The sequence below is a fragment of the Mycobacterium sp. E2462 genome (genome assembly GCF_001672685.1).
Taxonomy (GTDB): Bacteria; Actinomycetota; Actinomycetes; order Mycobacteriales; family Mycobacteriaceae; genus Mycobacterium.
Genome location: NZ_LZKC01000252.1, coordinates 1 through 25463 on the forward strand (window position 1 = coordinate 1; position 25463 = coordinate 25463).

Consider the following 25463-nt stretch of genomic DNA (forward strand, 5'->3'; position numbering starts at 1 on the left):
GCGCCGTCACCTGATTCCGGAGCCCTCAGCGATGTTTCAGCCCACCAACGGAGGTGCCGGTCTGCGGCGCCGCGACGTCGAACTGGACCGGATTCGCGACCAATTCCAATTGCCCGGCCTGCACGATGTACTCGTTCGCGCGGATCTGGGCGTCGGCGGCGGCCTGCAGGGTGTCCTGCACGGGCGCCCACGGGCCGGACAGCGTGGCGAAGCGTTCAGTCCACTCGGTGAGCGTGCGGGTGGCGATGGCCTTGGTCAACAGCTCGACCGCCTCCGCGGTGTTCGCGGCGATGTCCTGCACCGTCGCGAAGCGGGGGTCGTCGGCCAGCTCCGGCAGCTCGACGTGCCGGCACACGTCGGCCCAGAACTTGGTGGGCTGCATCATCACGAAGGAGATGTAGCGACCGTCCGCCGTGGTGTACAGCCCCACCAACGGGTTGTTCGGTGCGCCGTGCACGCCCGGCGGCGGCGCCTCCATCCGCTGCTGCAGATGGTTGGTGAGCGCGACGGTGTGACCCATGGACCACAGACCGCTGCCCAGCAGCGACACGTCCACGACGGACGGTTCACCGGTGCGTTCCCGTTTGAGCAGCGCCGCCGCGATGCCGCCGGCGAGGTTGGTTCCGGAAATCGTGTCGCCGTAGGCGGGCCCCGGCGGGGCGATCATGCCCGGCATCCCCGCGGGGGTGATGGTGGCGGCGGTCCCGGCGCGGCACCAGAAGGCGGTCATGTCGTAGCCGCCCCTGGTCGACTCCTCGCCGCGCGGGCCGAGCGCGCTGCCGCGCGCGTAGACGACGCCGGGGTTCACGGCGCGGATGTCGTCCACGTCGATGCCGAACCTGCGCCGATGATCGGGCAGGAAGCTGGTCAAGAAGACGTCGGCGCGGCGCGCCAACTCGTAGAGCACCTCTTTGCCCTCGGGCACCGACATGTCCAGCCCGATGCTGCGCTTGCCGCGGTTGGCGTGTTCGATGTTGGGGTTCGGATCACCTTCGACGCGCAGCATCCCGGTCTGCCGGAGCCCACGCTGCGGGTCGCCGGTCACCGCGTGTTCGACCTTGACCACGTCGGCGCCCCACTCGGCGAGCACGGCGCCCGCCGACGGGACGAACCCGTACATCGCGACCTCCAGGACCCGGATACCTTCCAGCGGCCTCACGCGCGGGCCCCCGCCGGGACCGCGAAGGTCTTGCTCTCCAGGAACTCCTCGAGGCCGGCGACGCCCATCTCGCGGCCAACGCCGGACTGCTTGAAGCCACCGAACGGGCTGTCGGCGCCGAAGTAGTTGCCGCCGTTGACCGAGAACGACCCGGCCCGGATCCGGCGCGCCACCCCGAGCGCGCGGTCCTGGTCGCGACTGAACACGGCCCCGGCCAGCCCGTAGATCGAGTTGTTGGCGATGCGCACCGCCTCGTCATCGTCGTCGAACGCGATGACGACGAGCACCGGCCCGAAAATCTCCTCCTGGGCGATCTCGCTGTCCGGGTCGACGTTGGTCAGCAGCGTCGGAGCGTAGAAGAAGCCGGGGTCGAGCCGTTTGCCGCCGGTGACCAGCGTCGCGCCGGCGGCCACCGCCCGCTGCACCATCGCGTCGACCTTGTCGCGCTGCCGCTCGTTGATCAGCGGGCCCATGTAGGTCTTCGGTTCCGCCGGATCGCCGTGGCGCACGTGGGCGAAATTCCCGGCGATCAGCTCGACGATCTCGTCGTGGTGCGCCCTGGGCACCAACAGCCGCGAGGTGAGCGCGCAACCCTGCCCGGCGTGGGTGACCATGCTGAACGCGGCGAACATCGCTGCGCTCGCGAAGTCGGCGTCGTCGAGCATGATGACCGCCGACTTGCCACCCAGCTCGAGGAAGACCCGCTTGACGGTGTCGCTGGCCGCGGCCATGATCTTGCGGCCGACGGCGGTCGATCCGGTGAAGGTGACGACGTCGACGTCGGGACTGGTGGTCAGCGCCACCCCGGCGGCCGGGTCCGACGAACTGAGCACGTTGACCACCCCGGCGGGAATGTCGGTGTGGTTGGCGATCAACTCGCCGAGCGCCAGCGTGACCAGCGGCGTGTCCGGCGCGCCCTTGAGCACCACCGTGCAGCCCGCGGCCAGCGCGGGCGCCAGCTTGGCCAGGGCGAGCTGATTCGGATAGTTGTAGGCGATGATGGCGCCCACCACGCCGGCCGCTTCCTTTTCCACCCACCGGTCGTGCAGCATGCCGCGCGACTCCCGGGTGCCGAGATCCTGCGTGAACTCGTAGGTGCGCAGCAGGTCGGCGTAGAACCGGACGATGGCGATCGGATCGTCGAGCTGCGCACCCTGCGTCAAGGCTCGGGTGGCGCCCACCTCCGCGATGGTCAGCTCCCGCAGCTCCTCGGCGTGGTCGAGCAATGCCTGGTGCAGCTGATCGAGGCAGCGGATCCGCAGCTCGACGTCGGTGGCCCAGCCCGTGCTGTCGAAGGCGCGTCGAGCCGCGGCGATCGCGGCGTGGGCCTGCGCGACACCGGCGTCGGGCGCGTGCCCGATGACGGCGCCCGTGGCGGGGTTGATCGAGGGAAACGTCTTATCCGTGGCGACCAGCCGGCCGTCGATCAGGAGGCGACGGTCGACGGACGACTCAGGCGCGAGGGCGCTCGCGGCGGCCTCGGCGGTGTCCTGAGCTGCCATTCCCTACCCCCTGCTGTGGTCCGTGTCACGATAACTTCATTCTCTTCCCCGGCGAATCTTACATTCGAGTCTCGATAATTCAAGAAAGCTGAGAAACGAGACCGACATGCTCGTGCCGCGCCGCGCGAGGCCTTAAGATTTCCTTCGCCGCAGGCTGACCGTGGTTTCGGCGGTCTGTTGCACGCCGCTTCGCCCGGAGAGTAAGGTTCTCATAATTGCAAGGGAGATTCTTTTGTGATCGAAATGGCCCCCGGTGAAGTGAAGGCGAAGCGATGAAGACTGCGGTGGTCACCGGCGGCGGCTCCGGTATCGGCCTGGCCGTGGCGAACCGCCTGCGCGCCGACGGCCTGGACGTCGCCACCATCGACCTCCGGCCGTCGGACCCCGACCGCGGATTCACCGCCGACGTGACGGACCGGGGTCAGGTGGACGCCGCGTTGTCGGCCATCCGCAGCCAGCTGGGTCCGGTGGCGGTCCTGGTCAATGCCGCGGGCCTGGACGGCTTCAAGCGATTCACCAACATCTCGTTCGAGGACTGGCAGCGGGTGATCGACGTCAACCTGCACGGCGTCTTCCACATGATCCAGGCGGTGCTCCCGGACATGGTCGAGGCCGGCTGGGGCCGGATCGTCAACATCTCCTCGTCGAGCACCCACTCCGGCGCGCCGTACATGAGCCACTACGTGGCCGCCAAGTCCGCCGTCAACGGGCTCACCAAGTCGCTGGCCCTCGAATACGGTCCCAGCGGCATCACGGTCAACGCCGTCCCGCCCGGCTTCATCGACACCCCGATGCTGCGCGCGGCCGAGAAGAACGGCTTCCTCGGTGACATCGACGAGACCATCGCCCGCACGCCGGTGCGCCGCATCGGCCGGCCCGAGGACATCGCGGCGGCCTGCGCGTTCCTGGTATCCGAGGAGGCCGGATACATCACCGGGCAGATCCTCGGCGTCAACGGCGGCCGAAACACCTGAGCTTTCGGGCGCTCCGCCCGGCAACCAATCGAGAAGGAGAAGCGGTGGACGACGGCGCACGGGGTCGCGTTGCAGGCAAGGTCGCCTTCATCACCGGCGCGGCGCGCGGCCAGGGCCGCGCCCACGCGGTGCGGCTGGCCGAGGAGGGCGCCAACATCATCGCCGTCGACCTGTGTCGCGACATCGACACCATCGGTTATCCGCTGGCCTGCCGGGAGGACCTGGACGAGACGGCCCGGCTCGTCGAGAAGACCGGGCAGGCGATCGTGACCGCCCAGGCCGACGTCCGCGACGCCACCCAACTGCGCGCGGCGCTGGACGCCGGTCTCGCCGAGTTCGGTGAACTCGACATCGTGGTGGCGCAGGCCGGCGTCGCCGGCATGAAAGGTCAACCGCCGCTGCAGGCGTGGACCGACGTCATCAACACCAACATGATCGGCACCATCAACGCTATCCAGGTCGCGCTCCCGCACCTGCGCGCCGGGGCCTCGATCATCGCCACCGGCTCGACGGCGGCGTTGATGGACACCGCCAAGAAGGACGTCCCGGGCAACGACCCCGGCGGAATGGCCTACGTCCACTCCAAGCGCGCGATCGCGCGTTACGTCCACGATTTGGCAACGGAACTGGCGCCGTTGGGGATTCGCGCCAACGTCGTGCATCCCACGAACACCAACACCCCGATGCTGCAGAGCGACCCGATGTACCGGTCGTTTCGGCCGGACCTCGAACACCCCACGCGCGCCGACGCCGAACCCGTGTTCGGCGTGCAGCAGGCGATGAAGATTGCGTTCGTCGAGCCCGAGGACATCAGCAACGCCGTGTTGTGGCTGGCCTCCGACGAGGCCCGATACGTGACTGGCATGCAGTTGCGTGTCGACGCCGGTGGCTATTTGAAGTGGTACGACTACCACCACTAGTGCCGCCTCCGGACCGGCCGCGAACATCAGGTGAGAGGAGACAACCCGTGAAGGTATCGGTGGATTCGCAACGCTGCCAAGGACATACCCTGTGCGCGATGATCGCCCCGGATTCGTTCGAGCTCAGCGACATCGACGGCAGCGCGTCGGCGATCGACGAGGTGGTGCCCGCGGATCACCAGGACCAGGTGCGCGAGGCCGCCCACTCGTGTCCGGAGCAGGCCATCACCATCACCGAGGACGCCTGAGACCCCACCCACCCGGGCAGCAACTCAACCAAAGATCCAGGGAGACAGAGCTTTGAGTGTCGACGACGTCGTGAGCGAGCGCGATCGCAAGAAGAACGAGTACCACTTCGATCGGCATTCCGCCGAGTACCGCTCCCGGTTCACGGCGATCACCAAGGAGATGCACGAGAAGTGCCCGATGGCCTGGACCGAAACCTACGGGGGTCATTGGGTGGCGGCGGGCAGCCACGAGGTCTTCGAGCTGGCCCGCTGCCCCGCGGTGTCCAACGATCACGACATCAACTCCGAACGCCGCGGCTACCAAGGTATTTCGATCCCCAAAGCCCGGCGCGCGAGTGTGGTGCGCGGCGGCATCCTGGAGATGGACGACCCCGAACACCGCACCTACCGCACCGTGCTCAACCCGTACCTGTCGCCGGCAGCGGTGAAGCGCTGGGAGCCGTTCATCGACGACGTGGTGCGCGCCTGCCTCGACGAGAAGATCGAGCAAGGCCACATCGACTTCGTCGACGACCTGGCCAACGTCGTACCCGCGGTGCTGACGCTGGCGATGCTGGGCATCCCGCTGAAGAAGTGGAACATGTACAGCGAGCCGGTCCACGCGGCGGTCTACACCCCCGAACACTCCCCGGACATCGAGCGGGTCACCGAGATGCACCGGCAGATGGGCCTGGACATGGTCAACACCATGATCGAGATCAAGGAGAACCCGCGCCCCGGCATCGTCAACGCGTTGCTGCAGATGCGCATCGACGGCCAACCGGCGCCGGAGCTGGAGATCCTGGGCAACCTGGGCCTGGTGATCGGGGGCGGCTTCGATACCACCACCGCCCTCACCGCCCACTCGCTGGAGTGGCTGTCCGAACACCCCGACCAGCGGGATGTGCTGAGCCGGCAGCGCGACACCCTGCTCGACCCGGCGACCGAGGAGTTCTTGCGCTATTTCACCCCCGCCGCCGGGGATGGCCGGACCTTCGCCGAGGACGTCGAACTCGACGGGACGCAGTTCAAAGAGGGTGAACGCCTGTGGATTTCGTGGGCGATGGCCAACCGGGACCCCGCGGTGTTCCACGACCCCGACACCATCGTGTTGGACCGCAAGGGCAACCGGCACTTCAGTTTCGGGCTGGGCATTCACCGCTGCATCGGGTCCAACGTGGCGCGAACGGTGTTCAAGTCGATGCTGACGGCGGTGCTCGACCGGATGCCGGACTACCGTTGCGACCCGCAGCGCACCGTCCACTACGAGACGATCGGCGTCATCCAGGGCATGCGCAAGCTGCCGGCCGACTTCACGCCCGGCCCGCGGGTCGGTGCGGGACTGGACGAGACCCTGGAGAAGCTGCAGCGGATCTGTGACGAGCAGGAACTCGCCCGGCCGATCACCGAGCGCAAGGAAGCGGCCGTCATCGATTAGCCCCTCGGCACCCTCGAGGCGGGGCGGCAATTTGCGCGAGTGGGCCTGGTCAGCGTGACCGCGACCTATATTTTCTCCAGGCGGCTACGCGGAGATGGGAGACGCATCGGTGAGGACATTTGTTGCGGGCGCTGCGCTGGCCACGGTCGCGTTGACCGCCACGCCGACTGCCCGCGCGGACATGCTGCTCGGCAATTACCGGCTGGACACCAACCGCGATCCCGGCCACAGCTGGATCTGGTCGATCAACCCGTGCACACCCAAGGGCCCCGGCTGCGTCGCCGTCTACGCGACGCCACAACCCAACGGGCAGGCCGCGCCGTGGCGCGGCGAGGCGCATCTGGACAACGGCCGCTACACGCTGGCCGTCGACGTGCCCGACGGCGTGCGCTGCGTCGTCCAATTCTTTCCCTCGCACGACGTCTACTCCTGGGACGCGGTGACGCTTGCGGGCCAGGTCGATTCGACGTTCGACACCGGTTGCGGCGGCGGACCGGGGGGCGCCACTAGTTATCCCATCTCGCTCGTGCGATGGTAGCCGCGTGCGCGGAGTCGGTCGATCAGAGATAGGTAGTAACCGGGATGGCTGAGGCGAAGAAACCGCCGCGAGATTCGACTCCCTCGAAGGCCGAGACGATGGCGTTGATCGCCGAAGCCGAAGCGGAAGCCGCCGAAGCCGAAGCGCTGGCGGCCGCGGCCCGCGCCCGCGCCCGTGCGGCGCGCCTGCGGCGCGAGGCGCAGGCCGCCGACGACGCGGCGGCGCAAGGAGCGAAAGACACAGCCGCGGACGGCGCGACGGCCGACGACACCGGGCAAGCAACCGGGGTCGCGGACACGGCGGCCGAACAGCCCGCCCAGGCGGTCGCCGACACTCCCGACGCCGCCGCCCACACAGCCGACGCTGCCGACGCCGACGACGAGGTGAGCGAACCCGCCGAGACGGACACCGCGGACGGCGCCGACGACGAGGCGGCGGCGGAGCCGGCCCCGGCGCGGCGCCGCCTGCGGGCGCCGTCGCTGGCCGTGCTGTGGAAGGCGGCCGCCGTCGTCCTGATCCTCGCGTTCGTCGGGGCCAGCGCGTACATGGTCTGGCAGCACGCCGAGGACGGCAAGCGCAACGAGCGCGTCGCGAAGTTCCTCGCGGGGGCGCGACAGGGGGTCGTGAACATGACGTCACTGGACTTCAACCGCGCCAAGGAGGACGTCCAGCGGGTGCTCGACAGCTCGACCGGCCAGTTCAGGGACGACTTCGCCCAGCGCGCAAAGGATTTCACCACGGTCGTCGAACAGTCCAAGGTGGTAACCCAGGGAACCGTGAACGCGGCGGCGGTCCAGTCGATCAACGGCAATTCGGCGCTGGTGCTCGTGGCGGCCACCTCGCGGATCACCAACGCGGCCGGCGCCAACAATGAGCCGCGCAACTGGCGTCTCAAGGTCACCGTCACCGACGACGGCGGCCAGTACAAGATGTCGAACGTGGAGTTCGTGCCGTGAACCCGCGCAAGGTCGCCCGCACCGATGACTCGTCCGAGCCGGCGCAATCGCGTCCCGCGCGCCGGGTGAAAGTCATCCCCCTGCTCCTGATTTCGCTGTTGTTGGGCTCCGGCGGCACGGCGGCCTGGCTGTACTTCACGCAGTACCGGCCGGACAGGCAGACCGACGCCCGCGTCGCGACCACGGTCGTCAACGCGGCCTCGGACGGAACGGTCGCGATGTTGTCCTACTCGCCCGATTCGCTCGACCGGGATTTCGCCGCCGCGAAGTCGCACCTGTCCGGGGACTTTCTGTCCTACTACAACCAGTTCACCGAGCAGATCGTCGCGCCGGCGGCCAGACAGAAGGCGCTGAAAACCAACGCTCGCGTCCTGGGCGCCGCGGTGTCCGAACTGCACGCGGATTCCGCCGTCGTGCTGGTGCTGGTGGACCAGAGCACCACCAGCAAGGACAATCCCGACCCGGCGATGGCGTCCAGCAGCGTGCTGGTGACGCTGAACAGGGTCAACGGCACCTGGCTGATCACGAAGTTCGACCCGGTCTGACGGTCGCGCGGCACGTATTGCGGCGCAGAGGTTTTCGGTCGGCGCAACCGCTAGCCGCGGGGCAGCCCGAGCACTCGCTGGGCGATGATGTTGCGCTGAATCTCTGACGTGCCGCCGGCGATGGTCCCCGAGAAGCTGCGGGCGAAGCGGTCGAACCAGCTGCCGAAGTAGTGGTCAAGGTTCATCGGCGCGTACGGGCCGCTCTGACCGGGGTGCACCAGCCCGTCGGCACCGGCCGAAGACAGCGCGTGTTCGGTGCCGCGCAACTCCGCCTCCGACCCCAGCAGCTTGAGCACGGAGATCGCGGCCACGTCGTCCTCACCGCGGGCGGCGCGGGCCAGCGCCACCGAACCCAGCAGGCGCAGCGCCTGTTTGTCCATGATGGTGGTGGCGTACTGGTCGCGCTCGAGCTCGGTGGCCGGGTGGAAATCGGCGATCACGTTGTCGAGCCGGTCGGCGAAGCCGAGCCACATCATGGTGCGCTCGTGACCCAGCGATCCGTTGGCGACCCGCCAACCCTGGTCGAGCTCACCGACGAGATTCTCGGCGGGCACCCGCGCGTCGGTGAAGAACACCTCGTTGAAATCGAGGTCGTCCGCCCCGCAGATCGACGCGAAGGGACGCCGCACGACGCCCGGGGTGTCGGTGGGGATGAGCAACGCGCTGATGCCCTGGTGTTTCGGCGCCTCCGGGTTGGTCCGCACGAACGTCAGCAGCACGTCCGCGTCGTGGGCGCCCGACGTCCAAACCTTCTGCCCGTTGACCACGAAGTGGTCGCCCTGCGGGTCAGACGAGAGCACCGCCCGGGTGCGCAGCGAAGCAAGATCGGAACCGGCGCTCGGCTCGCTCATACCCAGCGACGCGGTCATTTCGGCCCGCAGGATCGGGACCGCCCAACGCCGCTTCTGTTCGTCGGTGCCGAACGAAAGCAACGACGCGGCAACGATGTTGACGCCCTGGGGATTGAAGCTGTGGTAGATCCGCCGGCGACACAACTCGTCGAGGTGGACGAACTGCTGGACCACCGAGGCGTTGCGCCCCCCGAACTCGGGCGGCTGACCCGGCAGCAGCCAGCCGTTGTCGAACAGCAGCCGCTGCCAGCGGCGAGCCCACTGCGGCATGTGCGACACGGATCGCGGACGTTCCAGCGTTTGCGTTGCGTCGGGCAGGTTTTCGTCGAGGAACGCCGCGAACTCCGTGCGGAACGCCTCGACGTCGGCGTCAAAAGTCAGCTGCACGGTATTCCTCCGCGATCCTGGCACGGTGTTCGGCCGCCCCGCCGAGCATGTGCTCACCCGCCTTGGCGCGCTTGAGCGCGAACTGCAGGTCGTTCTCCCACGTGAAGCCCATGGCGCCGTGCAGTTGCAGGCCGTGCCGGAACACCAGCGACTGGCATTCGCCCGCCGACGCCTTGGCCATCGCCGCGGCCAGCCGGCGCCGCGGATCGTCGGCGGCGATCGTCAACGCCGCGAAATACGCCAGCGCCCTGGCTCTTTGCACCGCGACGTGCATGTCGGCGGCCTTGTGCTGCACGGCCTGGAACGACCCGATGGGCACCCCGAATTGGTGGCGGCTGCTCACGTGTTCGAGCACCAGGTCGAGGATGCGCTGACAGGCGCCGACCATGGTGATCGCCATGCCCGCCAGCGCGACGTGCCGCGCGCGCTCGCCGTCCACTGTGCGCCGCGCGGTCTCGGGCACCCGGACCCCGTCGAACGACAGGTCGGCGATGTGCAGCACGGGATCGAACACCGCCGAACGGCGCGCCGACACCTGGTTCGCGTCGGCGAGGAACACTCCGGCGTCGGTCACCACGGCCAGCCGTTCGACCCGGTCCCCGTCGAGGACGTGCCGCGCCGTGCCGTCCAGGATCCAGCCCTGGGCGTCGCGGTGCGCCGCCACGCCGTGGTACACGGCGGTCCCCGATTCGTGCGGGTCGAACCGGTCCCCGGCCAACGGGGCGTATTGGCTCATGGTCGCCAGGAACGGGGTGGGGTCGGTCGCATGCCCGAGCTCTTCGAGGACTATGGCCAGTTCGACCGTGCTTTCCGGGTCGGCGAGCTCGGTCCAGCCCTGGTCGACGTAGGACTTCCACAGCGGACTCGGGTCCACCCCCTGCTCGGCGACGCCGCGCACCAACGAGGGCGGGCACTGCTTGCCGACGGCGTCGCGCACCGTCTTCTGCCACAACCGCTGATCGGCATCGAATTCCAGCAGCATCCGCGCGACCTCCCGTCATCACCGTCGCTGCGAGAATATCATTCTCGGTTCCGGAAAGGGATGATCTCAGATTCTGGCTACGCGGTCACACCGGGGCGCGGTCGACCAGCGCGCCGTCAGCGGCGCAATCCCACCGATCGACGTTGACGAACTCCGCCAGCGGGCGTCGACGAAGCGGACCATGCCGGCCCCTGGGCCAGCCGACCACGATGTGGCCCGCGATCAGCCAACCCCCGGGTATCCCGACGGCCTCGCGCAGCAGAGGTTCCCCGCCGTAGGAGGCCCAGCCGGTCAGGCACGCGCCCAGGCCCTGCGCGCGGGCGGCCAGCAGGAAATTCTGCATGGCGGGAAAGATCGAGCCGCCCAGCAGCAGCTCCGATGCCGTCGGGTAGTGCTGTTGAACGAAGAGCACCGACGTGAACTCACCGGCGCGGTCGTGCAATTCGTAGATTGCGCGATAGGTGCGCGCCCGACGGCTGCGGTCGTCGGCGGCGGGCCGGCTCATCCCGTAGACCGGCTCGATCACTTCCAGCGCGTGGGCGGCGGCCTCGGCCACCACGGCGCGCAGCTCGGGCGAGCGCAGCACGATGAAGCGCCGGCCCTGGGCGTTGGCGCCGGACGGCGCCCACCGGGCCGCTTCCAGGCAGCGCCCCAGAACCGCGTCGGCCACGGGCTCGTCGGTGAACCGCCGGATCGTCCGCGCGGTCGACATGACTTCCCAGACGTCTCCACTTGCCCCGGCCATCAGCCCTCCTCCACCCCTGTTGCCTCACAAGATATTTCACGGCTGCCGCGGCCGGTCCACCGTCGACCGGGGGCCGCGCGGCGTGCGGTCGCGCGCAGGTACGGGTTCATCGGCGTGGCCGACGACGCCTCCCGGACGCCAACCCGAGAATGGTATTATCCACATTCAAGAACGTTAATTACCCGCAAGTCCGCAAAACCGCCCCTACCAGCGCAAGCAGTAATCGAAACGCTTACCGGAAACGTTGATAGGCAGCTGACGAGAATGTTAGGTTACCTAGCTTATGACCGGCTCTGACGCACGATCGGCGGCCCGTCCGCACCAGCCGGGGCGGCCCTGGTGATCGAACACGCCGACGGAACGAGCACGCCGGTGATCGACGCCAGCGTGCACATCTTCTTTCCCTCGAACAAGGAACTGCGTAAGACCCTGCGCGAGCCGTTCAAGAGCCGCGGCTTTCCGGACTACGAGATGGACTGGTACGGCGCTCCCGGCGGCGAATACGCGCCCAACACCGAGGGGCCCGACCGTCGGTACCCGGGATCAGACCCGGATTTCGTTGCCAACGAGCTGTTTTCGAAGCGAGGCGTGGACGTCGCGGTCCTGCACCCGATGGCGCGGGGCATCATGCCCGACCGGCACCTGGGCAGCGCGTTGCACGCCGCGCACAACGAGATGATGGTGTCGCGCTGGTTGGACTCCGACGAGTTCGGCAACCGGTTCCGGGGCACGATCCGAGTGAACCCCGACGACATCGCCGGCGCGCTGCGCGAAATCGACAAGTGGCGCACACACCCGCGGGTGGTGCAGATCGGGATACCGCTGCAATCCCGCGAGCTCTACGGCAAGCCACAGTTCTGGCCGCTGTGGGAGGCCGCGGTCGACGCCGGCCTGCCGGTCGCGGTGCACATCGAAGTCGGCTCGGGCGTCGCGTTCCCACCGACGCCGTCCGGCAACACCCGCACGTATGAGCAATACGTCAGCTTCATGGCGCTGAACTACCTGTACCACCTGATGAACATCATCGCCGAGGGCGTCTTCGAGCGCTTCGAGGGCCTGCGGTTCGTATGGGCCGACGGGGCCGCGGACTTCGTGACGCCGTTCATCTGGCGGATGGACACCTTCGGGCGGCCGCACCTCGAGCAGACGCCCTGGGCGCCACGGATTCCCAGCGACTACCTGCCGGACCACGTGTACTTCGTGCAGGGCAGCCTCGACGGTCCCGGCGACGTCGAGTTCGCGGGCGAGTGGTTCGGCTTCACCGGCAAGGAGGACATGGTGATGTTCGGCTCCAGCTATCCGCACTGGCAGTGCGGCGACGTCAGAAAGCTGCCCGGCGCGCTCTCCGCCGAGCAGCGCGACAAGGTGTGCTGGCGCAACGCGGCCAGGCTCTACGGCATAGACATCCCCGCCGCGGTGGGCGCACAGTAGAGGCAAGTCAGGAGCGAGGAGATCGAGATGACCTTGACCCATTCCCACGAGCGGGTCCCCGCTGCCGAGCGCATCGCCGTCCGGTGTGTCGACTCCGATGTCCACCCGGCCCCCAAGCGCGGCGAGCTCCTCCCCTACATCCAGGAACCCTGGCGCAGCAAGTACTTCCTCACCCGCACCGTGGGCGAGCAGATCTACTACGACGCCCCCGACTACGCCCATTCCTACGCGATGCGCGTGGACTCCTTTCCCGCTAACGGCGAATTTCCCTGCAGCGATCCGGATTTGGCGTTTCGCCAGCTGATCATGGAGGCCGGCTCGGACATCGCGATCCTGGAACCCGCCGCCTACCCGGCGCGCCTGCCCGAGGCGCAACACGCGATGTCGTCGGCGCTCAACGACTGGCAGGCCAACCACTGGCTGGACGGCCACAACAACTGGCACCAGCGGTGGCGCGGCTCGATCTGCATCGCCATCGAAGAGCCCGACGCCTCCGCCGCCGAGATCGAGAAGTGGGCGGGCCACCCATACATGGCTCAGATCCTGATCAAGGCCGAGCCGCGGCCGTCGTGGGGCCACCCCAAATACGACCCGATCTGGGCGGCCGCCACCAAGCACGACATCACGGTGAGCTGCCACCTGTCGCGCAGTCAGTTCGACGAACTACCCACCCCACCCGTCGGGTTCCCCAGCTACAACCACGACTTCATGGTCACCTACTCGCTGCTGGCGGCCAACCAGGTGATGAGCCTGATCTTCGACGGGGTCTTCGACCGGTTCCCGACCCTGCGCATCGTGTTCGTCGAGCACGCATTCAGTTGGATCCTGCCGTTGATGTGGCGGATGGATTCGATCTACGAGGCCCGCAAGTCCTGGGTCGACATCAAGCGTAAGCCGTCGGAATACGTCAAGGACCACATCAAGTTCACCACCCAGCCGCTGGACTACCCGGAGGACAAGACCGAGTTGACCCGCGCCCTGGAGTGGATGGAATGCGAGAAGATCCTGCTGTTCTCGTCGGACTACCCGCACTGGACCTTCGACGACCCGCGCTGGCTGGTCAAGCACCTCCCCAAAGCGGCGCGCGACGCGGTGATGTACAAGAACGGCATCGCGACCTATCACCTCCCCGAGACGGTGCCGGTCCTCGAGGGCCAAGTCCGGGTGCTCTGAGTTGACGACCGACCAAGGGCCCGCGACCAGTCGGCCCCAACCCCGCCTCGCCCAGGGCCGCGAGCACGTCGTGGCCACGGTGGACGAGATCCCGCCGGGCACCCACAAATTGGTGCCGATCGGGCGGCACGGCGTCGGCGTGTACAACGTCAACGGCAGCTTCTACGCCATCGCGAATTACTGCCCACATCAGGGCGGTCCGCTGTGCTCCGGCCGCGCCCGGGGCCGCACGGTCGTCGACGAAACGGCGCCCGGGGACTCGGTGATGGTGCGCGACCTCGAGTACATCTACTGTCCCTGGCACCAATGGGGATTCGAGCTGGCGACCGGCACCACCGCGGTCAAGCCGGAGTGGAGCATCCGCACCTACCCGGTGCGGGTCGTCGGCAACGACGTTCTGGTGATGGCCTAACCACAGGAGAATCGGGTGCCAGCGATCGAAGTCAACGGGGGAGACGTCGTCTACGAAATCTTGGGCGGCGGTGGTGATCTCATCGTGTTGACGCCGGGCGGCCGGTTCAGCAAGGACATCGAGGGCCTGCGGCCGCTGGCGGAGGCGCTCGCGGCGGGGGGCTATCGGATCCTGCTGTGGGACCGACCCAACTGCGGCGCCTCCGACGTGCAGTTCTACGGCCAAAGCGAGTCACACATGCGCGCCGAAACGCTGCGCGGGCTGCTCGGCGAGCTCGGCGTCGACCGGTGCATCCTGGCCGGCGGGTCCGGCGGCGCAAGGGATTCCATGCTGACCGCGATGCTCTACCCGGAACTCGTCGAGAAGTTGGTGGTGTGGAACATCGTCGGCGGGGTCTACGGCACCTTCGTCCTGGGGTCTTTCTACATCATCCCGAGCATCCTCGCGGTGCGCGGCACCGGGATGGAGGGCGTGGCGAAGGTCCAGGAGTGGCGGGATCGCATCGAGCAGAACCCGGCCAACAAGCAGCGGCTGCTCGATTTCGACCGCGACGAATTCCTCAAGGTGATGATGCGCTGGCTCAACGCCTTCGTCTCCAAGCCGGGGCAGACGATCCCCGGGGTCGAGGACGAGATGTTCGACCAAATCCGGGTGCCCACGTTGATCATTCGCGGCGGCGAGAACGACCTGGATCACCCCAAGCGGACCTCGCTCGAGGTCAGCTGCCTGATCAAGGGATCCACGCTCATCGACCCGCCGTGGCCGGAGGACGCCTGGGAGCGCGCCTCGGAGGACCGCGCCGCGGGGCGGGTCAAGCACTTCAACATGTTCGACACGTGGGTGCAGGCGGCGCCCGCCATCCTGGACTTTTTGGGCAAGTGATGGTGTCACACGGTGCGAATGTGGACCTCACAATTCAGCGACGCCTCCAGCGCCGTGTGCACCCGGCTTTCCGGGATGCGGTCGAGGTCCGCCTCGCGCAGCGTCACGTGCACGATGTCGAACCCGTCGTCGCCGGGGGTGCGCGCGATCTCGCCGGTGAGGCCGAACGCGGACAGCACGCCGTGCGCGTCGTCGTCGGTCCCGCGGCTGATGAACGTGGTGACCCCCGGCACCGGGGAGGCGCCGAACACGTTCGCGCAGAGCGTGATTGCCGCGCGCCGCGCCTGTTCGCCGTCGTCGGAGGCGATCAGCAGTTCCACCTCGCGGCGGGTGACCGGCATGGCCACGAGGTCGCTGTCCACCACGTCGACGCCGGCCTCGGCCGCGCGTTGCAGGAGCGCCGTCATGCCGTCGCGTAGTTGCGCCGGGGACAGGCCGCCGCCCGGATCGACGTTGACGCGCACCACCGCAGTTCGCATGCGCGCAAGCCTAACCACGACGACGTCAGGCCAGCCGTGAACACCACCGAATCCGCGACCATCGCCACCGCCACGCTCCCGGGCTGCCCGCCGCGCTTGCTGACGGTCTCGGCGCGCGAGGACCTCGCCAACTACGGGCGGTCGGGCGGGTACCGGCCGCTCGCCGACGCCGAGGCCCTGCTGAGCGAGGTCGCCGCCAGCGGCCTGCTCGGCCGGGGCGGGGCGGCCTTCCCGCTGGCGGTGAAGCTGCGCGCGGTACGCGACAACGGGCGGCTCGGCGCGGGCACCGTCGTGGTCGCCAACGGCGAAGAGGGAGAACCGGCGTCGATCAAGGACCGGTGGCTGCTGCGCAACCGGCCCCACCTCGTCCTGGACGGCCTGCGGTTGGCGGCGGCGATCGTCGGCGCCGACGAAGCCTACGTGTACGTTTCCGACCCGGAGGCCGCACACAGCGTCGAGACCGCGCTGGGCGAGCTCGATCGCGGCGCCCTCGGCGACGTGGCGGTGCGCCTGTCGACGGTGCCGTCCGGCTACGTCGCCGGCGAGGAGACCGCCGCGGTGCAGCTGATCAACGGGGGTCCGGCCAAGCCGACCGACAAGCCGCCCCGGCCGTTCGAGGCGGGGGTCGGGGAGCGCCCCACGCTGGTGAGCAACGTCGAGACCCTGGCCAACCTGCCCTACCTGCAGGCGCGGGGCGCGGCGGAGTTCCGGGCGCAGGGCACCGCGCTGTCCCCGGGGACCTTCCTGGCCACCATCACCGGGGCGGGCCGGCCGCCGGTGCTCTACGAGTTACCGCATGGCCTGGCATTCACCGATTTGCTTGCGCTGCATGGGGTTGCGACTGAGCAGCTGCGCGGCGCGCTGATGGGTGGGTACTTCGCGGGGTTGTTGAACCGCTCGGTGCTCGATACGCGCCTGGACCACGAGACCATGCGCGGCATCGGCAGCGGGCTGGGGTGCGGCGCGATCTCCCTGATCACCCAAGACTGCCCCGTCGCGGTCGCCGCGGCGGTGCTGGGGTATTTCGACCGTGAAAACGCCGGGCAGTGCGGGTCGTGCTTCAACGGGACGGCCGCGATGGCCGCCGCCGCGGGCGCGTTGCGCGACGGCGCGGCGACGACCGCCGACGTCGACCGGTTGCGCCGCTGGTCGGTGACGCTGCGGGGGCGCGGGGCCTGCGCGACGCTGGACGCCGCCACCAACGTCGCCGCCAGCCTGCTCGACCAGTTCCCGGGCGAGGTCGCGGCGCATCTGGCCGGGGCGTGCCCGCAGTGCACGCACGACGCACCGCGCACCGAGCGGCCCTACGAGGCGGAAGCCGGGAGGCACGCATGAGGATCCGGTTGGACCGCACGGTGTGCGACGGCTTCGGCATCTGCGCCAAGCACGCGCCCGGGTACTTTTCGCTGGACGACTGGGGTTACGCCGCGCTCGTCGGCGACGGCACCGTGGCCGAGGGGGACCGCGACGCGGTCCTGCGCGCGCTGCTGGACTGCCCGGTGCACGCCATCACCGAGCTCGGGGAGCGTCGCCGCGGCGCCGCGCATCCGCCACTGACCGACGCCGACGACCCGGCCGCGCGCGTCCGGACCGAGGACAACGAGGCGGAGTGGGGCTTCACCCGATAGCTCCGGGCCCGCGCCGGCGTTCTCGATCGCGGCGGGCGCGGGTGATAACGTGATTCTCGTATTCGAATAACGGTCCTCCGCGGCTTCGGGGGGCGACCCTCGGAGGTGACGTGTCAGCACCCGGACGTCCGCTGCCGTTGATCACGCAGGACAACGAGTTCTTCTGGACCTCCGGCGCGGACGGCACGTTGCGCCTGCAGGAATGCCGCGCCTGCGCGTCGCTCCTCCACCCGCCGGCCCCGGTGTGCCGCTACTGCCGCTCCCGCGACATCGGGGTGCGGGCGGTCTCGGGAAAGGCGACGCTCGCCGGCTTCACCGTCAATCACCGGTTCAGCCTGCCCGGCATGCCGGCGCCGTACGTGGTCGCGCAGGTCGCGATCGCCGAGGACCCGCGGGTCCGGCTGACCACCAACATCGTCGAGGCCGATCCCGAACGATTGCAGCTGGGCCAGCCGGTCGAGGTCGTCTTCGAACACGCCGACGACGTGTGGTTGCCGCTGTTCAAGCCCAGCGCCGCTGCCGACGCCGGCGCGCCGCCGGTCGACGAGATCGCGCCGGAACGCTTCGGTGACTACGTCCGGCCCATGGTGACCGCGGAGAAGTTCGAGGACAAGGTCGCCCTCACCGGGATCGGCATGTCTCCGATCGGGCGGCGGCTGATGCAGCCGCCGCTGTCGCTGACGGTGCAGGCGTGCGAGGCGGCGATCGCCGACGCCGGCCTGACCTTCGACGACATCGACGGCCTGTCGACCTACCCGGGCGCCGGTAACGTCGGGGGCTTCGGCGAGGGCGGCGTGACCGCCCTCGAGGCCGCCCTGGGAATCCGGCCCACCTGGCACAACGGCGGGATCGAGACGTTCGGCCCGGGCGGGTCGGTGATCGCCGCGATGCTCGCGGTCGCCGGCGGCCTGGCCCGCCACGTGCTGTGCTTTCGCACCCTGTGGGAAGCGAGCCACAACGAGCTGATGAAGCAGGGCAAGATCACCCCGTCGATGGGCCGGATGGCGGGTTGGCAGTTCCCGTTCGGGGCCACGTCGGCGGCCCACACCCTGGCCATGAACGCGCAGCGCCACTTTCATCGATACGGCACGACGCGCGAGACGCTGGGCTGGATCGCGCTCAACCAACGCGCCAACGCCGAGCTCAACCCGACCGCGGTGTACCGGTCCCCCCTGACGATGGAGGACTACCTGGGCGCGCGGCCCATCACGACGCCGTTCGGCCTCTACGACTGCGACGTGCCGTGCGACGGGGCGATCGCGGTTATCGTGTCGGCCGTGGACGCCGCCCGGGACCTGGCCAAGCCGCCCGTGCTGGTGGAGGCGGTGGGAACCCAGATCATCGAGCGAATCGATTGGGACCAAAGCACATTGACGCACGAGCCGCAGGTGCTCGGCCAGGCGGCGCACCTATGGACCCGCACCTCGCTACGACCGACCGACGTCGACGTCGCCGAACTGTACGACGGGTTCACCATGAATTGCCTGTCGTGGATCGAGGCGCTGGGATTCTGCGGCATCGGCGAGGCCAAGGACTTCCTCGACGGCGGTAAGAACATCGCCCGCGACGGCCAGCTGCCGCTGAACACCCACGGCGGTCAGCTCTCCCACGGGCGCACCCACGGCATGGGCCTGATCCACGAGGCTGTCACCCAGCTGCGCGGGGAGGCCGGCGACCGGCAGGTCACCGACGCGCGCGTCGGCGTCGTGAGCAGCGGCGGGCTCACGCCCAGCGGAGTGCTGCTGTTGCGGTCCGACGCATGAGCCAGCCCGCGCCCCGGCCGAGGCTGGTCATCGTCGCCGGCGTGCCGATGTCGGCGCTCATCGCCGAGGCCGAGCAACCGGCCGCCGTCATCGTCGCCCTGCACGGCGGCGGCACCACCGCGCTCTACTTCGACTGTCCCGGTCATCCCTCGCTGTCCTTCGCGCGGGCCGGGGCCGCGGCCGGGTTCACGGTGATCGCGCTCGACCGGCCCGGCTACGGCAGCTCGGCCCCCTACCCCGAGGCGATGGCGCGCCCCGCGCAGCGGGTCGACCTGGCGTACGCGGCGGTCGATCGCATCCTGGGCGACCGGCCCCGCGGCGCCGGGATGTTCCTGGTGGGTCATTCCGGGGGCTGTGAGCTGGTCTTGAGGATGGCCGCCGACGAGCGCGGCGTCGACCTGCTGGGCATCGAACTGGCCGGCACCGGCCGGCACTATCACCCCGCGGCCCGCGAGATCCTGAAAGCGGCCACTCGCGAGCGCCGTCCGGCCGGCCTGCGGGAACTGCTCTGGCACCCGGAGGCGCTGTATCCCCCCGAGGTGCTCAGGGGCGCCACCGTGTCGCCGACGGCACCGGCCTACGAGGAGCAGATGGTGTCGGATTGGGGCCGCCAGGACTTCCCCGCGCTGGCCCCCGCCGTCACCGTCCCCGTGCAATTCAGCGTCGCCGAGCACGAAAAGGTCTGGCAGCACGACACTTCCGAGGTCGCCGAGATCGAATCCCTGTTCTCGGGCGCGCCCCGGTTCACCAGCTACCGGCAACCCGACGCCGGCCACAACATGAGCCTGGGGTACACGGCGCCCGCGTATCACGCGCGGGTGCTGGCGTTCTTCGGCGAATGCCTGTCGGGGGCGACGCCGCCGGTGCCGACGGGGACGCCGCAATGAGAGTCGGCTTCATCGGCCTGGGCAGCCAGGGCGCCCCCATGGCGCGGCGCATCGCCGACGGCGGCTACCCGATCACGCTGTGGGCCCGGCGAGCCGAGACCCTCGAACCCTTCGCCGACACCGCCGCGAACATCGCGGGGTCCCCGGCCGAGCTCGGCGCGGCCAGCGACCTGGTGTGCCTGTGCGTGGTCGCCGACGCCGACGTCGACGAGCTCGCCGGCGGTGTGTTGTCGGCGATGCCGTCCGGCGGCGTGCTCGCTGTGCACAGCACCGTGCATCCCGACACCTGCCGCAGGCTGGCCGAAAGGGCCGCCGCACAGGGCGTCTCGGTGATCGATGCCCCGGTCAGCGGCGGCGGCCCGGCGGCCGAACAGGGCCGGCTGATGGTGATGGTCGGCGGAGCGGGCGACGTCGTCGAGCGCTGCCGACCCGTCTTCGAGACCTACGCCGACCCGGTCGTCCACCTGGGGGCATTGGGTTCGGGGCAGACCACCAAGCTGCTCAACAACTTGCTGTTCACCGCGAACCTGGCCACCGCGGCGACCACCCTGGCGTTGGCAGAGCAGCTCGGCGTCTCCCCCGAGCGCCTCACCGAGGTGGTGTCGCGGGGCAGCGCAAACAGCTTCGCGCTGAACGCCCTTGGCGGCATTGGGGGATTGGACCGCCTGGCGGGCGTCGCGGGTGGCCTACTGCGCAAGGACGTCCGGCTGGTGGTCGACCTCGCCGACGGCGCCGGCGCCCACGCGGGTGCCGTCCTCGATGCGGCGGACGCCGCGCTGACGTTGCTGGGCCACCCGCGGTGAGCGCCGCGCGCCCCGCGGGAGGACGTTCCGGGGCCCGGCGCCGTGCGATAGATGACACACCTCGCGGCGGCCAAGAGCGTCTGACGTGGCGGCGTTTTGGTGCTTTCCGGTTCGCCACGAAAGAGTTACCGTTACCGTTACAGTCAGCCACCCCGCTGTAAAGGATTCAGCCCGCCCTCGCCGCCTGAGGAGGATGTCCGTGACAAAGCCGACGGTTGTCTTCGATCCATTTTCCGAGGACTACTTCAACAACCCCTTCGACATCTATCGGCGAATGCGCGAGGAAGCCCCGCTGTATTACGACGAGAAGGAAGACTTCTACGCGCTGACCCGGCACGAGGACGTGGCGGCCGCCTTCAAGGACTACGAGACGTATTCCTCGGCGCGCGGCTGCGATCTGTCGATGGTGCGCAAGGGCCTGCCCCCCGAGCAGAAGTCGATCATCTTCATGGACCCGCCGGAGCACCGGCACATGCGCAGCCTGCTCAATAAGGCCTTCACGCCGCGGGCCATCCAGTCCCAGCGCGACACCGTCGTCGAGGTCATCGACAAGTACCTCGGCGCCGTGCACGGCGACCGCTTCGACGTCGTCCAGGACTTCTCCGGACCGTTCCCGGTCGAGGTCATCACCAGAATGGCGGGCGTGCCCGAGGAGTATCGCCAGCAGGTGCGGCACTGGATCGACGCCAGCTTGCACCGGGAGCCGGGCCAGATCGAGGTCAGCGAGGCCGGGATGCAGGCCAACATCGACACCGCGATGTACTACTTCACCCTGGTCCAGGAGCGGCGCGAAAACCCGCAGGACGACATGATCAGTCGACTGATCGCCGCCGAAATCCCCGGTGCGGACGGCCAATTGCGCAAGCTGGACGACATCGAGATCACCGGTTTCGCCACCCTGCTGGGCGGCGCCGGGGCCGAGACCGTCACCAAACTGCTGGGCAACGCGGCGGTGATCTTCGCGCGGCACCCCGAGCAGTGGCAGAAGCTGCAGGACGACCCGGACAAGATTCCCGGGGCCGTGGAGGAACTGTTGCGCTACGAGGGCCCGGTGCAATACAACGTCCGCTACACCCTCAAGGAGGCCCACGTCAGCGGCGGCGTGATCCCGCCGGGCAAGCCCGTCTTCCTGATCGGCGCCTCGGCCAACCGCGACTCGGACGCCTTCACCGACGGTGACACCTTCGACATCGAACGCGACCAGACCGAGGCGCAGCACGTGGGCCTCGGCTACGGGATCCACAGTTGCCTCGGCGCGGCCCTGGCCCGCATGGAGAGCCGCATCGCCTTGGAGCGGCTGGTCGAATTCATGCCCCGCTACGAAGTGGACTGGGACGGCCTGCAGCGCGTGCACATGCAAAACGTCGCCGGCTGGCAGAACGTCCCCGTCAAAATCCTTGCCTGAAGGCGGTATCGCGATGACGAAGAAGATCGACATCGACTGGGGCCTGTGCGAAAGCAACGGCGTCTGCATGGGGATCAACCCCGACATCTTCGAACTCGGCGACGACGACATGCTGACCGTGCATCAGGAAGTCGTCACCCCGGAGATCGAATCGGACGTGCGCGAGGCGGTCCGTCAGTGCCCGCGACAGGCCATCTCGATCGTGGAGTGACCGGCCCTCAGAGTCCGCCGAGGATGACCGCGTTGCAGTCGGCAGCCGCCTGCCGCAGTTTCGCCGCCTGCTGGTAGCCCTCGGATTCGTACCAGGCGCGGGCGGCCTCGACCGACTCAAACTCCAGCAGCACGGTCTGATCGCCGTGCCAGGCGCCTTCGACGACCTCGGGCGCGGTGTCCACCGCGAGGACGGTCGCGCCGGTCATGGCGGACCCGGCCGCCCGGGCGTAGGCCTTCATGCCGTCGGGGTCCTTGATCGCCTCGGTCAAGATGACATAGCCTTTGCGCCCCTGCGCCATCACGAATCTCCCTGCGTTTGTGGTGGTTTCGTCATCGCTCGGCGATCGCCTGCTCGGGACAGCACTCGATGGCCTCCTGCGTCGCGGACTCGAATTCGGCCGGCACGTCGGCATCTATCGCCTCGGCGTAGCCGTCGTCGGTGAGGCTGAACACGTCCGGGCACAGCGTGAGACACATCCCGTGCCCGCGACAGCGCTGGTCGTCCACCCACACCTTCATGCCGGCGTGAACTCCAGGTGCAGTTCCGTCAGTCCCCGCAGGATGTAGGTCGGAACGTATTGATAGCGACGGTGATTCGCCGGTCCGTGGACGCCCTCGTCGATCCGGATCTCGCCGGTGCGGTCCAACAACCGCTCGATCGCCACCCGGGTTTCGGCGCGCGCCAGCGGAGCCCCCGGGCAGCTGTGGATGCCCCGGCCGAACGCGATGTGCTGGCGCGCGTTTTTGCGGGCCGGATCGAATGCGGCGGGATCGTCGAACCGGCGCGGATCCCGGTTCGCCGCGGCCTGCACGATCATCACGGTGGTGCCGGCGGGCAGGTCGACCCCGCCGACGCTGACCGGCCTGCGGTTCAGCCGGAAGTCACCCTTGACCGGGCTCTCGTGGCGCAGCGACTCCTCGATGAAGTTGGGGATCAAGCTGCGGTCCTTGCGCAGCTGGGCTTGAATGTCGGGCCGCTCACCGAGCGTCTGCAAGGCGGCGCCGAGCAGGCGCACGGTGGTCTCCTGCCCCGCGGAGAACACGTTGCTGGCGACGCGGGCCACGTCCTCGACCTCCGGGATGGACCCGTCGGGGTAGGTGGCCGTCGCCAGACCGGTCAGCACGTCGTCGCGCGGGTCGCGCCGGCGGTCGCGGACGTAGTCCGAGAACAGCCCGTAGAGGAACTCCAGCGGGCTGTGCGCCAGCGATTCCTTGCCGGTGCCGCCGACGCCGCCGCCCGAGTGCTCGCGGATGCCCTTGACGAACTTGTCCCGGTCCTCCAGCGGCACGCCGAGCAGGTCGGCGATGACCAGCAACGTGAACGGGCTCGCGAAGCCCTTGATGAAGTCGCCGCGGCCGGGCGCCAGGTAGGCGTCCAGGGCCTGGTCGGCGAGCGCCCACATGGCGTCCTCGTTCTCCTTGAGGCGCTTCGGCGTGATCAGCCGCATCAGCAGCGAGCGGTGATTGGTGTGGGTGGGCGGGTCGAGGGTGGGCAACTGGTCGCTGAACGGCAGCTTGTCGCGGTGCTCATTGATCAGGTCGGTGATGTCGCTGTCCCCCAGGCCCTCCAGCGACACCGGGAAACCGGGAAACGGGCCGGTCACCGAGTTGCACGACGACCACGTCTCCGGGTCGTTGAGCACCGCGCAGGCCTCGTCCCAGCCGGTCACCATGGTCACCCCGTGCCGGCCTTCACGCGTGACGGGGCAGGTGCTGCGCAGCGCCTCGTAGTACGGGTACGGGTCGTCGACCAGCTCGGTCCCGCGGAAGAAGTCCAACTCGGAGAATTCGCTCGCCATCTTCCGCTCCTCGAATCTCAACTGATGAGAATGTGCCTCTCGCAGATGAGTATTACATTTCCATACGGCCCGGTGGTCGTCAACGCGCCCCGGCCCGGGTGGTAGCGCGTCAGCCCGCGGGAACGAGGTCGGCGGCCACGGAGGGCCACGCCAGCAGGCCGCTGCGGAAGACCTCGACGGCACCGACCGGGACCTGCGGCAGGGCCGCGGCGGCCAGCGCCTGCGCCTTGAACGTCCGCGCGGCCATGCTCAGGCGGTGCTGCACCAGTCCGACGCTGTCGTCGAGTTCCGCCGGCCAGTTCTCCCCCCACAGCGTGACCTCGGTGACGCCGTGGTCGAGGGCCTGCAGCACACCTTGGCGCACGCGCGCGTCGCATCCGAACAGGTCCGCCGCCGCGGCCAGCGCCTGGGGGCGCGGGCGCGACTGCGCCGCGGCCAGCGCGTCCTCGAGATCTTGGACCTGCGCGCCGACGATCTGTAGCGGCCGGGCGTCGGGATGGTCCGCGACCAGCACGGTGACGTCCCACCCGGCCATCGACCGGTCGAAGAGCCAGCCGCCGGCGAACCGCACGACGTCGGTGACGGTGGCGGCGACCACGTCGAGCCGATACCTCATGGCGCCTCGCTCGGGCTCTGCGTCGGGGAGGGCGCGAAGTCCCGCGCCAGCGTCTCCGCGTACTGCTTGAACACCTCGGGCAGGGGTATCGAAGGATCGAGTAGCCATGTGGTTTCCATTCCGTGGACGAAGGCGAGGATCTCTACGGCCTTGACGGTGGGGTCTATGTCGGCGCGGTAGCGCCCGTCGGACTGACCGCGGCGGATCAGCTCGGCGACGATGTCGGTCGCGGCCCGATGCCTGGCCAGCATCCGGTCGTGCAGGGGCGCGTCGGGCAGGATGTTTTCGACCAGCAGCACCGTGAACGTGCCCACCATCTCGGGCGCCCGGTGAAACCGGTCGGCGACCTGCGCGATCTGGGCGAACAGGTCGCCGGTGCGGTCGGCGTGGGTGTCGTCGTCGAGGTCGCGGGCGTCGAGCACCGCGTGCAGCAACTGGTCCTTCGACTCGAAGTGATGCAGCAATCCCGCGGGCGTCACCCCCGCCTCCCCCGCGATTTGCGCCAGGGTCGTGCTGCGCCAGCCGTTGCGGGTCAGGAGCCGCTGCGCCACATCGAGGATCCGCTGCTTGCGGTCCTCGCCCTTGGCGAGAAGCGTGTCATAGCGCCGTGCAACGGCCACCGGACTCCTTTGTGCGGTTGGCGGGTGGTGCGGTTGGCGCGTCGCCGAACCAACCTAGTGAACACACAGTAGGTTAGTTTGGCCGCTGTGACAAGGGTCACTCGGCCGTGTTGCGGCCCGGCGGGTGG

General features: G+C 69.0%; 28 protein-coding genes and 1 pseudogene. 18 read left to right on the top strand and 11 right to left on the bottom strand.

All coding sequences use genetic code 11. The features are described from left to right. Positions 1–43: 43 nt before the first annotated feature. Together A5714_RS12260 and A5714_RS12265 are read right to left on the bottom strand one after the other, a co-directional pair. Positions 44–1159, bottom strand: a pseudogene (locus A5714_RS12260) (CaiB/BaiF CoA transferase family protein); the annotation flags it as partial. Continuing rightward, the gene (locus A5714_RS12265) at positions 1156–2661 is read right to left on the bottom strand and encodes an aldehyde dehydrogenase family protein (protein ID WP_068285497.1); all 1506 of its coding nucleotides are present in this window, start codon (positions 2659–2661) and stop codon (positions 1156–1158) included. The gene A5714_RS12265 and the pseudogene A5714_RS12260, both read right to left, overlap by 4 nt. 272 nt (positions 2662–2933) lie before the next feature. On the opposite strand from A5714_RS12265, the gene A5714_RS12270 reads away from it, so the two are divergent. The 7 genes from A5714_RS12270 (at position 2934) to A5714_RS12300 (ending at position 8259) form a co-directional block, all read left to right on the top strand. Beyond that, positions 2934–3635 carry an SDR family NAD(P)-dependent oxidoreductase gene (locus A5714_RS12270; protein WP_068071198.1) on the top strand — a complete coding sequence of 234 codons (702 nt, stop codon included), beginning with the start codon at positions 2934–2936 and terminating at the stop codon, positions 3633–3635. A 44-nt stretch (positions 3636–3679) separates the two neighbouring features. Further along, the gene (locus A5714_RS12275) at positions 3680–4555 is read left to right on the top strand and encodes a mycofactocin-coupled SDR family oxidoreductase (RefSeq protein WP_068285500.1); all 876 of its coding nucleotides are present in this window, start codon (positions 3680–3682) and stop codon (positions 4553–4555) included. A 47-nt stretch (positions 4556–4602) separates the two neighbouring features. After that, positions 4603–4803, top strand: a complete 201-nt coding sequence (locus A5714_RS12280) for a ferredoxin (protein WP_068285501.1) — start codon at positions 4603–4605, stop codon at positions 4801–4803. 52 nt (positions 4804–4855) lie between these two features. Further along, entirely contained in the window at positions 4856–6220 is a 1365-nt protein-coding gene (locus A5714_RS12285) for a cytochrome P450 (RefSeq protein WP_068071192.1), read from the top strand. Between the two features lie 94 nt (positions 6221–6314). Then, positions 6315–6758, top strand: coding sequence for a hypothetical protein (locus A5714_RS12290; protein WP_068071190.1), 444 nt, complete (start codon positions 6315–6317; stop codon positions 6756–6758). Between the two features lie 44 nt (positions 6759–6802). Then, positions 6803–7714, top strand: a complete 912-nt coding sequence (locus A5714_RS12295; RefSeq protein ID WP_068285502.1) for a hypothetical protein — start codon at positions 6803–6805, stop codon at positions 7712–7714. Then, complete coding sequence (locus tag A5714_RS12300) at positions 7711–8259, top strand: hypothetical protein (RefSeq protein ID WP_068285503.1); 549 nt, start codon at positions 7711–7713, stop codon at positions 8257–8259. The genes A5714_RS12295 and A5714_RS12300 overlap by 4 nt, the downstream gene beginning before the upstream one ends. A gap of 50 nt (positions 8260–8309) precedes the next feature. Here A5714_RS12300 and A5714_RS12305 read toward each other — a convergent pair whose 3' ends face one another. From A5714_RS12305 to A5714_RS12315, 3 genes are all read right to left on the bottom strand, one after another. Then, positions 8310–9497: an acyl-CoA dehydrogenase family protein gene (locus tag A5714_RS12305; RefSeq protein WP_068285506.1), complete on the bottom strand. Its 1188-nt coding sequence runs from the start codon at positions 9495–9497 to the stop codon at positions 8310–8312. Further along, positions 9481–10479, bottom strand: a complete 999-nt coding sequence (locus A5714_RS12310) for an acyl-CoA dehydrogenase family protein (RefSeq protein WP_068285510.1) — start codon at positions 10477–10479, stop codon at positions 9481–9483. Before A5714_RS12310 ends, A5714_RS12305 begins: the two co-directional genes overlap by 17 nt. Positions 10480–10564: 85 nt before the next feature. Continuing rightward, positions 10565–11224, bottom strand: coding sequence for a nitroreductase family protein (locus A5714_RS12315; protein ID WP_068285512.1), 660 nt, complete (start codon positions 11222–11224; stop codon positions 10565–10567). Between the two features lie 339 nt (positions 11225–11563). On the opposite strand from A5714_RS12315, the gene A5714_RS12320 reads away from it, so the two are divergent. From A5714_RS12320 to A5714_RS12335, 4 genes are read left to right on the top strand one after another with little or no spacing between them, the layout of a single operon-like run. After that, a complete protein-coding gene (locus tag A5714_RS12320) occupies positions 11564–12655 on the top strand; it encodes an amidohydrolase family protein (RefSeq protein ID WP_068285514.1) in 1092 nt (363 codons plus the stop codon). Positions 12656–12682: 27 nt separating this feature from the next. Then, entirely contained in the window at positions 12683–13828 is a 1146-nt protein-coding gene (locus A5714_RS12325) for an amidohydrolase family protein (protein WP_068285516.1), read from the top strand. Position 13829: 1 nt separating this feature from the next. Further along, a complete protein-coding gene (locus A5714_RS12330) occupies positions 13830–14240 on the top strand; it encodes a Rieske 2Fe-2S domain-containing protein (protein ID WP_068285517.1) in 411 nt (136 codons plus the stop codon). 15 nt (positions 14241–14255) lie between these two features. After that, entirely contained in the window at positions 14256–15122 is an 867-nt protein-coding gene (locus A5714_RS12335; protein WP_068285519.1) for an alpha/beta fold hydrolase, read from the top strand. A 5-nt stretch (positions 15123–15127) separates the two neighbouring features. Here A5714_RS12335 and A5714_RS12340 read toward each other — a convergent pair whose 3' ends face one another. Beyond that, positions 15128–15601 (bottom strand): hypothetical protein, encoded by a 474-nt coding sequence (locus A5714_RS12340; protein WP_068071167.1) that lies wholly within the window; start codon positions 15599–15601, stop codon positions 15128–15130. A gap of 36 nt (positions 15602–15637) precedes the next feature. Here A5714_RS12340 and A5714_RS12345 point away from each other — a divergent pair, with 36 nt between their 5' ends. From A5714_RS12345 to A5714_RS12375, 7 genes are all read left to right on the top strand, one after another. Next, entirely contained in the window at positions 15638–16936 is a 1299-nt protein-coding gene (locus tag A5714_RS12345) for an NADH-ubiquinone oxidoreductase-F iron-sulfur binding region domain-containing protein (RefSeq protein ID WP_068285520.1), read from the top strand. Further along, positions 16933–17229 carry a ferredoxin gene (locus A5714_RS12350; RefSeq protein ID WP_068071163.1) on the top strand — a complete coding sequence of 99 codons (297 nt, stop codon included), beginning with the start codon at positions 16933–16935 and terminating at the stop codon, positions 17227–17229. Before A5714_RS12345 ends, A5714_RS12350 begins: the two co-directional genes overlap by 4 nt. Before the next feature lie 110 nt (positions 17230–17339). Next, positions 17340–18992, top strand: a complete 1653-nt coding sequence (locus A5714_RS12355) for an OB-fold domain-containing protein (RefSeq protein ID WP_068285522.1) — start codon at positions 17340–17342, stop codon at positions 18990–18992. Next, positions 18989–19879 (top strand): alpha/beta fold hydrolase, encoded by an 891-nt coding sequence (locus A5714_RS12360; protein WP_068285523.1) that lies wholly within the window; start codon positions 18989–18991, stop codon positions 19877–19879. Before A5714_RS12355 ends, A5714_RS12360 begins: the two co-directional genes overlap by 4 nt. Beyond that, entirely contained in the window at positions 19876–20682 is an 807-nt protein-coding gene (locus A5714_RS12365; RefSeq protein WP_068285546.1) for an NAD(P)-dependent oxidoreductase, read from the top strand. The genes A5714_RS12360 and A5714_RS12365 overlap by 4 nt, the downstream gene beginning before the upstream one ends. Positions 20683–20881: 199 nt before the next feature. Next, positions 20882–22087 carry a cytochrome P450 gene (locus A5714_RS12370; RefSeq protein ID WP_068285549.1) on the top strand — a complete coding sequence of 402 codons (1206 nt, stop codon included), beginning with the start codon at positions 20882–20884 and terminating at the stop codon, positions 22085–22087. Between the two features lie 13 nt (positions 22088–22100). Continuing rightward, complete coding sequence (locus A5714_RS12375) at positions 22101–22298, top strand: ferredoxin (RefSeq protein WP_068285525.1); 198 nt, start codon at positions 22101–22103, stop codon at positions 22296–22298. 7 nt (positions 22299–22305) lie between these two features. Here A5714_RS12375 and A5714_RS12380 read toward each other — a convergent pair whose 3' ends face one another. From A5714_RS12380 to A5714_RS12400, 5 genes are all read right to left on the bottom strand, one after another. Further along, positions 22306–22599 (bottom strand): DUF1330 domain-containing protein, encoded by a 294-nt coding sequence (locus tag A5714_RS12380; protein ID WP_068071151.1) that lies wholly within the window; start codon positions 22597–22599, stop codon positions 22306–22308. Between the two features lie 31 nt (positions 22600–22630). Continuing rightward, positions 22631–22819 carry a ferredoxin gene (locus A5714_RS12385; protein ID WP_068285528.1) on the bottom strand — a complete coding sequence of 63 codons (189 nt, stop codon included), beginning with the start codon at positions 22817–22819 and terminating at the stop codon, positions 22631–22633. Beyond that, on the bottom strand, positions 22816–24099 hold the full coding sequence (locus A5714_RS12390) for a cytochrome P450 (protein WP_068285530.1): 1284 nt from the start codon (positions 24097–24099) through the stop codon (positions 22816–22818). Before A5714_RS12390 ends, A5714_RS12385 begins: the two co-directional genes overlap by 4 nt. A gap of 109 nt (positions 24100–24208) precedes the next feature. Then, the gene (locus A5714_RS12395; protein WP_068071149.1) at positions 24209–24715 is read right to left on the bottom strand and encodes a hypothetical protein; all 507 of its coding nucleotides are present in this window, start codon (positions 24713–24715) and stop codon (positions 24209–24211) included. Beyond that, entirely contained in the window at positions 24712–25335 is a 624-nt protein-coding gene (locus tag A5714_RS12400; protein WP_068285532.1) for a TetR/AcrR family transcriptional regulator, read from the bottom strand. Before A5714_RS12400 ends, A5714_RS12395 begins: the two co-directional genes overlap by 4 nt. Between the last annotated feature and the right edge of the window lie 128 nt (positions 25336–25463).

Bases quoted from the DNA above. Each gene is read 5' to 3' on its own strand.
- A5714_RS12265 (WP_068285497.1), bottom strand. From the start codon at position 2,661: ATGGCAGCTCAGGACACCGCCGAGGCCGCCGCGAGCGCCCTCGCGCCT.
- A5714_RS12270 (WP_068071198.1), top strand. From the start codon at position 2,934: ATGAAGACTGCGGTGGTCACCGGCGGCGGCTCCGGTATCGGCCTGGCC.
- A5714_RS12290 (WP_068071190.1), top strand. From the start codon at position 6,315: ATGGGAGACGCATCGGTGAGGACATTTGTTGCGGGCGCTGCGCTGGCC.
- A5714_RS12295 (WP_068285502.1), top strand. From the start codon at position 6,803: ATGGCTGAGGCGAAGAAACCGCCGCGAGATTCGACTCCCTCGAAGGCC.
- A5714_RS12310 (WP_068285510.1), bottom strand. From the start codon at position 10,479: ATGCTGCTGGAATTCGATGCCGATCAGCGGTTGTGGCAGAAGACGGTG.
- A5714_RS12315 (WP_068285512.1), bottom strand. From the start codon at position 11,224: ATGGCCGGGGCAAGTGGAGACGTCTGGGAAGTCATGTCGACCGCGCGG.
- A5714_RS12325 (WP_068285516.1), top strand. From the start codon at position 12,683: ATGACCTTGACCCATTCCCACGAGCGGGTCCCCGCTGCCGAGCGCATC.
- A5714_RS12340 (WP_068071167.1), bottom strand. From the start codon at position 15,601: ATGCGAACTGCGGTGGTGCGCGTCAACGTCGATCCGGGCGGCGGCCTG.
- A5714_RS12350 (WP_068071163.1), top strand. From the start codon at position 16,933: ATGAGGATCCGGTTGGACCGCACGGTGTGCGACGGCTTCGGCATCTGC.
- A5714_RS12360 (WP_068285523.1), top strand. From the start codon at position 18,989: ATGAGCCAGCCCGCGCCCCGGCCGAGGCTGGTCATCGTCGCCGGCGTG.
- A5714_RS12365 (WP_068285546.1), top strand. From the start codon at position 19,876: ATGAGAGTCGGCTTCATCGGCCTGGGCAGCCAGGGCGCCCCCATGGCG.
- A5714_RS12375 (WP_068285525.1), top strand. From the start codon at position 22,101: ATGACGAAGAAGATCGACATCGACTGGGGCCTGTGCGAAAGCAACGGC.
- A5714_RS12380 (WP_068071151.1), bottom strand. From the start codon at position 22,599: ATGGCGCAGGGGCGCAAAGGCTATGTCATCTTGACCGAGGCGATCAAG.
- A5714_RS12385 (WP_068285528.1), bottom strand. From the start codon at position 22,819: ATGAAGGTGTGGGTGGACGACCAGCGCTGTCGCGGGCACGGGATGTGT.
- A5714_RS12390 (WP_068285530.1), bottom strand. From the start codon at position 24,099: ATGGCGAGCGAATTCTCCGAGTTGGACTTCTTCCGCGGGACCGAGCTG.
- A5714_RS12395 (WP_068071149.1), bottom strand. From the start codon at position 24,715: ATGAGGTATCGGCTCGACGTGGTCGCCGCCACCGTCACCGACGTCGTG.